7 protein-coding genes and 2 pseudogenes are annotated in these 7697 nt (G+C 71.8%); 2 read left to right on the top strand and 7 right to left on the bottom strand.

Annotation, left to right across the window (positions count from 1 at the left end; all coding sequences use genetic code 11):
* Nucleotides 1-391: pseudogene (locus SSOG_RS49115) on the top strand (FHA domain-containing protein); the annotation flags it as partial.
* Nucleotides 392-458: 67 nt separating this feature from the next.
* Here the strand turns inward: SSOG_RS49115 and SSOG_RS29300 are convergent.
* Complete coding sequence (locus tag SSOG_RS29300; RefSeq protein ID WP_050800004.1) at nucleotides 459-1478, bottom strand: methyltransferase domain-containing protein; 1020 nt, start codon at nucleotides 1476-1478, stop codon at nucleotides 459-461.
* Nucleotides 1479-1587: 109 nt separating this feature from the next.
* On the opposite strand from SSOG_RS29300, the gene SSOG_RS29295 reads away from it, so the two are divergent.
* Entirely contained in the window at nucleotides 1588-1992 is a 405-nt protein-coding gene (locus SSOG_RS29295; protein WP_009717881.1) for a globin, read from the top strand.
* Nucleotides 1993-2004: 12 nt separating this feature from the next.
* Here SSOG_RS29295 and SSOG_RS29290 read toward each other — a convergent pair whose 3' ends face one another.
* The 6 genes and pseudogenes from SSOG_RS29290 to SSOG_RS29265 all read right to left on the bottom strand — a co-directional run.
* Nucleotides 2005-2796 (bottom strand): DUF8185 domain-containing protein, encoded by a 792-nt coding sequence (locus tag SSOG_RS29290; protein WP_039938972.1) that lies wholly within the window; start codon nucleotides 2794-2796, stop codon nucleotides 2005-2007.
* Nucleotides 2793-3266 (bottom strand): acyl-CoA thioesterase, encoded by a 474-nt coding sequence (locus SSOG_RS29285; protein ID WP_009717879.1) that lies wholly within the window; start codon nucleotides 3264-3266, stop codon nucleotides 2793-2795. The genes SSOG_RS29290 and SSOG_RS29285 overlap by 4 nt, the downstream gene beginning before the upstream one ends.
* Before the next feature lie 4 nt (nucleotides 3267-3270).
* Nucleotides 3271-4935, bottom strand: coding sequence for an energy-dependent translational throttle protein EttA (gene ettA / locus SSOG_RS29280; protein ID WP_009717878.1), 1665 nt, complete (start codon nucleotides 4933-4935; stop codon nucleotides 3271-3273).
* A gap of 243 nt (nucleotides 4936-5178) precedes the next feature.
* Complete coding sequence (locus SSOG_RS29275; RefSeq protein WP_039938971.1) at nucleotides 5179-6609, bottom strand: Cys-Gln thioester bond-forming surface protein; 1431 nt, start codon at nucleotides 6607-6609, stop codon at nucleotides 5179-5181.
* A gap of 207 nt (nucleotides 6610-6816) precedes the next feature.
* Nucleotides 6817-7299, bottom strand: coding sequence for a single-stranded DNA-binding protein (locus SSOG_RS29270; protein WP_009717876.1), 483 nt, complete (start codon nucleotides 7297-7299; stop codon nucleotides 6817-6819).
* Between the two features lie 168 nt (nucleotides 7300-7467).
* Nucleotides 7468-7697 (bottom strand): annotated as a pseudogene (locus tag SSOG_RS29265) (ATP-binding protein); the annotation flags it as partial.

The following is a 7697-nucleotide window of genomic DNA, read 5'->3' as shown; positions in this document are numbered from 1 at the left end:
TCGTCGGGCCGGACCGTGACTACTTCACGGCGATGATGCACCTGTCAGCGGCCCGGAGGCCGCCGGGCTGAACCTCCCGGCGTACTCCCCCGAGCAGCAACTGCCGCTCAACGGCCAGCAGATCACCATCGGCCGCCGCCGCCACAGCACGGGCGAGGCCCCGGACATCGACCTCGGGCGCGCGCCCGAGGACCCGGGCGTCTCGCACCAGCACGCGGTCCTCGTCCAGCAGCCGGACGGCGGCTGGGCGGTCGTCGACCAGGACTCGACGAACGGCACGACGATCAACGGCGGCGAGGAGCCGATCCAGCCGTATGTGCCGATACCGCTCCAGGACGGCGACCGGGTGCACGTCGGCGCCTGGACGACGATCACCGTCCGCCGCGGCTAGGCCCTGAGGCTCACGGGCCGGGGCGCGTTTCGCCCCGGCCCCGGTCCGGCCGCGGCTCCGGGCTTCATCACAGCGGCCAGGCGTACGCGCCCTCCGCGTCGTCCAGCCAGGCCCACTGCCGCTCGCCCCGCACCGTGACCCCGTAGCGCTCGCGCCCGGGGCGCCCCTCGTGCTCCCACAGCGCCAGCGCCTCGACCGGCTCCAGCCGGCCCGCGGCCAGGTTCAGCAGAAAGCGGAACGAGTCGTCCAGCAGCGGCCACGACGGCAGCCCGTGCGTGGGGACGGGGCGCGGCGGCCCGCTGCCACGCAGCGGGACGAAGTACGCGGGAGTGGCCAGGAACCGGCCCTCCGCCTGCCGGGCGTCGCGGACCCGCAGCACGATCAGCCCGGTGGCCAGCGGCATCAGCACCAGCGCCCCGGGGCGGCACTGCCCGAGCCACGCGGACGGCACGGACGGCAGGGCACACGTCGCGATGATCCGGTCGTAGGGGGCACGCGCGGGACAGCCGCGCGCCCCGTCGCCGGTGATGACGGCCGGGCGGAATCCGGCCGCGGCGAGATGTCTGCGGGCGGCCTCGGTGATCTCCGGGTCGAGGTCGACGGTCGTCACCCGGGCGTCGCCGAGCCGATGGGCGAGCAGCGCCGCGTTGTAGCCGGTGCCCGCGCCGATCTCCAGCACCCGGTCCCCGTCCCGCACCCGCAGCGCGTCGAGCATCCGCGCCATCAGGGACGGCTGGCTGCTGGAGGAGATCAGCTCGCCGTCGCGCGCCCGCGTCGCCAGGGGCGCGTCGGCGTACGCCCCGGCCAGCCAGCGGGCCCGGCGCAGCGGGTTCCGGTCGTCCCGCCACAGCCGGGTGGTGAGCGCCGCCCCGCCCTCGTCGCCCGCCTCGTAGTAATAGGGCACGAACAGATGGCGCGGTACCTCCGCGAACGCCGCCCGCCACCGCGGATCGGTGAGCCCGCCGCCCGCCGTCATCTCCCGGACGAGCCCGGCCCGCGCCACGGCGGCCGCCTCGGCGTGACGATCGGGCCGATCGCCCGTCCGTCCGCGCCCGCCGCCCGTCTCCGTCACGCCCGCGCCGCCCATGCCTCCACTGTCCTGCGTGCGCCACCGCCCCGCTCCGCCGGGCGGGCCCCCTACCCGGGCGGGGCCTACGCCCCCTTACCTAGGCCGGGTGGTCTGAGAGCATGGAGGCGTGAAAGACATTCCGCGCGGCACACTTCAGGAGCAGACCTTCTACGAGCTGGTCGGCGGCGAGCAGACCTTCCGGCGCCTGGTCCGACGCTTCTACCAGGGCGTCGCGGAGGACCCACTGCTCCGGCCGATGTACCCCGAGGACGATCTGGGCCCGGCGGAGGAGCGGCTGGTGCTCTTCCTCATGCAGTACTGGGGCGGGCCCCGCACCTACAGCGACAACCGCGGCCATCCGCGGCTGCGCATGCGCCACGCGCCGTTCACCGTGAACCGGGCGGCGCATGACGCCTGGCTGAAGCACATGCGGGACGCGGTCGACGAACTGGAGCTGGCGCCCGACCTGGAGCGCCAGCTGTGGAACTACCTCACCTACGCGGCCGCCTCCATGGTCAACACGGAGGGCTGAGACGGCACCGCCCTAGGCGGGTGTCACGGTCAGCCCTGGCAGCCCCGACGTACGCACCGCGATCGAGCCGTACGGGGTGCGCAGCCGCAGCCAGCCGCCCGCGGCGAGCAGCCCGAGCGGTTCGGTCTGCGGGGCGAAGGCGGTGGCACCGCGGGAGCCGGTGGCGGCGGGCGCGCCCGCCCGCGCGGGGCGCAGGAAGCCCAGCGACTGGGCGGCGTGCACGGCGCGCAGCGGCAGTCCGGTGTCCCCGAGGGTGCGGGACCAGATCTCGTGGCCGATGCGGTCGCGCTCGGCGCGCGTACGGTGCTCCTCGGGAAGCGCCTCGTCACGGGCCCGGAACTCGGCGACCGCGGCCGCGACCGCCGCGCGCACCTCGTCCGTGCCGGGCAGCCCCGGCACCCGTCGCCAGCCGCCGCGCGGCGGCAGCAGCCCGGCCCAGGGCGGGCCGGTGACGGCCTCGGGCACGGCGACGGTGAGCCCCTCGGACGCCGTAGTCGTGCCGGAGCCCGCCGCATCCAGTGCGTCGGCGAACTGACCGGCCGAGACGGTGGTGTCCAGCGCCCCCGGCCCGCCGGACGTCCCGGCGTCCGCGGCGCCCGCGGTGACGACGGCTTCCAGCCGTGCCGTACGGATGGCCAGGACCTCGAAGGACGGCGGGCGGCCGAAGACGGCCAGCACCCCGCCGCCCGCCTGGAGCCGGACGGCGGCGGCGCGGTCGTAGTGGATCAGCCGGGCCAGGAAGGCGGCGAGGTCGGCCGCCTCCCCGGCGTCGGCGAAGTGCAGCTCGGGCTGGAAGGCCGTCATACGGTGACGGCCCCCTCGGCGGACTTCCCGGCTCCCTTCCCGGCCGCCTCCCCGGTGCCCGGCTCGGGCTCCAGGTAGTCGGTCAGGAAGCTCTCCTCCTCGGACGTGACGCGGCGCGGCCGGCCCGCTTCGAGATCGAAGGGGACGATGCGGGTGGCGGCCCGCACGTACACGGTCTCCTCGTCCTTGACCTCGTAGCACAGGTCGATGGACGCGGCGCGGACCTCCTTCACCCAGGTCTCGATGGTCACCGGCGTGTGCCGGTGGACGAGGGGCCTCAGATAGTCGATCTCGTGCCGCGCCACGACCACCCCGCCGGTGAACGCGTCACTCCCGTTCCCAGGCGCCAGCCGCCACATGAAATCGACGCGCGCCTCCTCCAGATAGCGGAGGAAGACCACGTTGTTGACATGGCCGAACGCGTCCATGTCGAACCAGCGCAGGGGGCAGGAGTAGATATGCCGGGCCATCCCCTCAGCCCCGGGTGAGCTTCTTGTAGGTGGCGCGGTGCGGACGGGCGGCGTCCGGGCCGAGCCGCTCGATCTTGTTCTTCTCGTACGACTCGAAGTTGCCCTCGAACCAGAACCACTTGGAGTCGCCCTCGTACGCCAGGATGTGGGTGGCGACGCGGTCGAGGAACCAGCGGTCGTGGGAGACGACCACGGCGCAGCCCGGGAAGTCGAGCAGCGCGTTCTCCAGGGAGGACAGGGTCTCGACGTCGAGGTCGTTGGTCGGCTCGTCGAGGAGCAGCAGGTTGCCGCCCTGCTTGAGGGTGAGCGCGAGGTTGAGGCGGTTGCGCTCACCGCCGGAGAGCACCCCGGCGGGCTTCTGCTGGTCCGGGCCCTTGAAGCCGAAGGCGGAGACATAGGCGCGGGACGGCATTTCGACCTGGCCGACGTTGATGTAGTCCAGCTCGTCGGAGACGACCGCCCACAGCGTCTTCTTGGGGTCGATGTTGGCGCGGCTCTGGTCGACGTAGGAGATCTTGACGGTGTCGCCGACCTTGATCTTGCCCGCGTCGGCGGTCTCCAGGCCCTGGATCATCTTGAAGAGCGTGGTCTTGCCGGCGCCGTTGGGGCCGATGACGCCGACGATGCCGTTGCGCGGCAGGGTGAACGAGAGGTCGTCGATGAGGACCTTCTCGCCGAACGCCTTGGAGAGGTTCTCCACCTCGACCACGACGTTGCCCAGGCGCGGGCCCGGCGGGATCTGGATCTCCTCGAAGTCCAGCTTCCGGGTCTTCTCGGCCTCGGCGGCCATCTCCTCGTAACGGGTCAGCCGGGACTTGGACTTGGCCTGGCGCCCCTTGGCGTTGGAGCGGACCCACTCCAGCTCTTCCTTGAGGCGCTTCTGGCGCTTGGCGTCCTTCTGCCCCTCGACCTTGAGGCGGGCCTGCTTCTTCTCCAGGTACGTGGAGTAGTTGCCCTCGTAGCCGATGGCGCGGCCGCGGTCCAGCTCCAGGATCCACTCGGCGACGTTGTCCAGGAAGTACCGGTCGTGGGTAATGGCCACGACGGTGCCCGCGTACTTGGCGAGGTGCTGCTCCAGCCACTGGACCGACTCGGCGTCCAGGTGGTTGGTGGGCTCGTCGAGGAGCAGCAGGTCGGGGGCCTCCAGCAGCAGCTTGCAGAGCGCGACGCGGCGCTTCTCACCACCGGAGAGCTTGGTGACCGGCGCGTCCCCGGGCGGGCAGCCCAGGGCGTCCATGGCCTGCTCCAGCTGGGCGTCCATGTCCCATGCGTTGGCGTGGTCCAGCTCCTCCTGGAGCTTGCCCATCTCCTCGAGCAGCGCGTCGCTGTAGTCGGTCGCCATCTGCTCGGCGATCTCGTTGAAGCGGTCGAGCTTGCCCTTGGTCTCCGCCACGCCGTCCTGGACGTTCTCCAGCACGGTCTTGGACTCGTCCAGCGGGGGCTCCTGGAGCAGGATGCCCACGCTGTAGCCCGGCGAGAGGAAGGCGTCGCCGTTGGACGGCTGCTCCAGCCCGGCCATGATCTTCAGCACCGTCGACTTACCGGCGCCGTTGGGGCCCACGACACCGATCTTCGCGCCGGGATAAAAGCTCAGCGTGACGTCGTCGAGGATCACCTTGTCGCCGTGCGCCTTACGCGCCTTGCGCATGGTGTAGATGAACTCAGCCAAGAGAAACCGTCCGGCAATCTGGTAGGTATCGATGTGCGGGCGCGCCGCATGGGTGCATGCGGGCTCCGCCGCGTCCAGGGCAGAGACACCCCACCCCATCTTGCCGTACGGCAGGCCCGAGGCGGAAACCAGTTGTTCCGCCGTCCGGGGCGGCCGCCCGGGCGAGAAGGGCCGGAACCTCGCATTCTGCCGAGGCCCCGGCCCTTCCTCACCGTCCGTCGCCGGCGGTCACCCGCCGGGCGGTCACTCGCCCGAGGGGGCCTTCTTCTTGCGGACGAAGAAGATCGCGCCGCCTCCGACCACGACGAGCGCGATGGCGATGCCCGCGATCAGCGGGGTGGAGCTGCTGCTCCCGGTCTCGGCGAGGTCACCACCGGCGGTGGCGTCGACGGCCGTGGTGTCACCACTGAAGACCTCGCCACCGCCGGTACCGCCGGCCGACGCCGGGCCCGCCTTGGAGGAGGGGGTGTCGCTGCCGCCGGTGCCGCTGCCCGTGGTCTTGCAGTCGAGGACACCGGAGAAGGTCTTCTGGAATCCGTTCGGGCCCCGGACGCTGAACTTGTAGCTCTGGTCCTCGTTCACCGGAACGGTGACGGTCTTCGACTGACCGGCCTCGACCGTGTACTTCTGGTTCAGCAGCGTGAAGGTGAACGCCTCGTCGCCCTTGTTGGTCGCCGTGACGTCCACACCGCCCTCGGCACAGTCCTTCTCGGCGGTGACGGCCGGGACCGCGCCCTTCTCCGCCCAGTGGGCGGTGGCCGAGGCGGAGACGGTGCTCTCGCTGGAACCGGCGAGTATCTGCGTCTGGCTCTTGGTGTCGCTGGAGAACGCGCGGCCGACCGGAACCTTGGTGGCGGCCTGGGCGGTCAGCGTGGCGGAGCCGTCGGCCGCGTCGGACGGCACGTCGACGTAGACCTCGGAGCCGTTGGCGGCGCTGGTGATCGTCTTGCCGCTCTTGTCGACGAGCTTGACGCCGGATCCGGCGGCCTCGGCGCTCGGGGTGAGGGTGACGCTCTCGGCGTTGGTGCGGACCGAGACCGGACCGAGCCGCTCACCTGCCTTGCCGGAGACGGCCGGCGGGTCGAGGCTCAGCGAGGCCTTGGGCTCGGCCAGGTTCCGCGCGCTTTTCTCCAGGTAGTCAGCGAGCTTCTCGGCCGCCGGGTCGACCGCGTCGACCTTCGCCTTGTCGGAGAAGCGCCAGATGGCGACCTGGGTACCGGCGGCCGCGGTCTTCTCGGTGAGGGCACCGGAGCCCGCCTTCGAGGCGAGTTCGGCGAGGTCGTTCACCTGGGGATAGGAATTCTGGAGAATCCAGTTGATCTTGCCCGCTTCGCGGTTGTTCGCCAGCGAGGTCTGACTCCAGGGCTTCTCTTCGTACTTCGCCTTGCTCTGCGTCGGATTGTGCAGATCGATGCAGTACGTCTGGATGCTGCCGCCGTTGTCGACCGCCATCTCGAAGAGACCGGCGCCGACTTCCTGGTCACCCTTGTCGTGAATGACCGCCTTGTCGAAGGTCTTGAGGCCGCTCAGCGTGGCCGTGGCTCCACCGTTCCCCGAAGGCACATCGTCCGCGGCGGCGGTTCCGGCGCCGGCCAGCGCGCCCACCGCGACCAGCCCTGACGCCAGGACGGCGGCCGCAAGACGAGCGGCACCCCGCCTCTTCACAGAAATCATGGTTTCCCCTCCGGGCGAGCGCCAGTCAGTTGATGCGCCACGCCAGCGAACTCAAAGCTCAGTAACCCCCGTTGGGCACTCAGGGATCCTAGGGAGCGAGAAGCCGCACGATCCCCGATTGGACCTGCCCCCAACCGATCCGAATCGGAATTGTTACCTGCCCCACAGACCCCAAATGACCTGGGATTATCGATAAATCCCCCCTGGTCAGAGGGTCGTTGCCCCGGTCGGTACGTTTGAAAGCGGTTTGGCCTGCGAGACCCGCCGGAAGGCGGAGGTGCCGCGCGTGAGGTCGTGCCCGACCGCGACCGCGTCGATCTCCGCGGTGATCCACCGCCTGGGCCCGCTCTCCCCCGAGCCCGCACCCGTACTCGCACCCGCACCCGCACCCTGCTGCGCCTTCTCGGGCTCCCGCTCCCGTTCCTTCTCCCGCTCACGCACCCGCAAGGTGCCGTGGACCAGCAGCGGTTCGCCGAGCGACACCGAAGCGGCCACGTTCGCCGCGAGGGTCCGCCAGGTCCAGACCGTATAGAAGCTCGTATACGCGTCCACCCACCCCTCGCTCTTCCGGTCCCAGCGGCGCACCGTCGCCGCCAGCCGGAACCGGGCCACCGCGACCCCGGCCGCCGTCTCCCAGAAATCCGGCCGCGTCGCCGCGTTCCCCACCACCGTCGTCCAGGTCTCGTGCATGCCCGCGCTCCCCCGCTCTCCCGCGATCCCGCTCTCCCCCGGCGGCCCAGCGGACCGCCGACCCCCATGCTGCCCGCGATCCGATCCCCGCGCCGGAGCCTGTGCACAACCCCCAGCCTGTGGACAACCCGCTCACTCGTCCCGGTGAACCGCCGCCCGGTCCCGCTCTCAGCCCTCCCCCGCCGCGATCACGTACTGCGCCCGCACTTCCCGGTACCGCGCCAGCTCCGCCCCCACCGGCGCCAGCACCCGCGCCCGTCCGCAGCCCACCGCCGCGTCCCGCAGCCGGGCCTCCGCCGCCCGTCCGTACCGCCGCGCGGGCCCCCGCGCCGCCAGCCCGCACGCCCACGCCAGCCCCGTCCCGGCCAGCGCGCCGCCCGCGACCAGCGCCGCGGGCG

The organism is Streptomyces himastatinicus ATCC 53653 (genome assembly GCF_000158915.1).
In the GTDB taxonomy this organism is placed as follows: Bacteria; Actinomycetota; Actinomycetes; order Streptomycetales; family Streptomycetaceae; genus Streptomyces; species Streptomyces himastatinicus.
The sequence above is the reverse complement of the archived record's forward strand: the minus strand, read 5'-3'. Positions and strand labels throughout refer to the sequence as shown.

Excerpts from the sequence above, each read along its gene's own strand:
- SSOG_RS29275 (WP_039938971.1), bottom strand. The coding sequence starts at position 6,609 with ATGATTTCTGTGAAGAGGCGGGGTGCCGCTCGTCTTGCGGCCGCCGTC.
- SSOG_RS29300 (WP_050800004.1), bottom strand. The coding sequence starts at position 1,478 with ATGGGCGGCGCGGGCGTGACGGAGACGGGCGGCGGGCGCGGACGGACG.
- SSOG_RS29270 (WP_009717876.1), bottom strand. The coding sequence starts at position 7,299 with ATGCACGAGACCTGGACGACGGTGGTGGGGAACGCGGCGACGCGGCCG.
- SSOG_RS29290 (WP_039938972.1), bottom strand. The coding sequence starts at position 2,796 with ATGACGGCCTTCCAGCCCGAGCTGCACTTCGCCGACGCCGGGGAGGCG.
- SSOG_RS29285 (WP_009717879.1), bottom strand. The coding sequence starts at position 3,266 with ATGGCCCGGCATATCTACTCCTGCCCCCTGCGCTGGTTCGACATGGAC.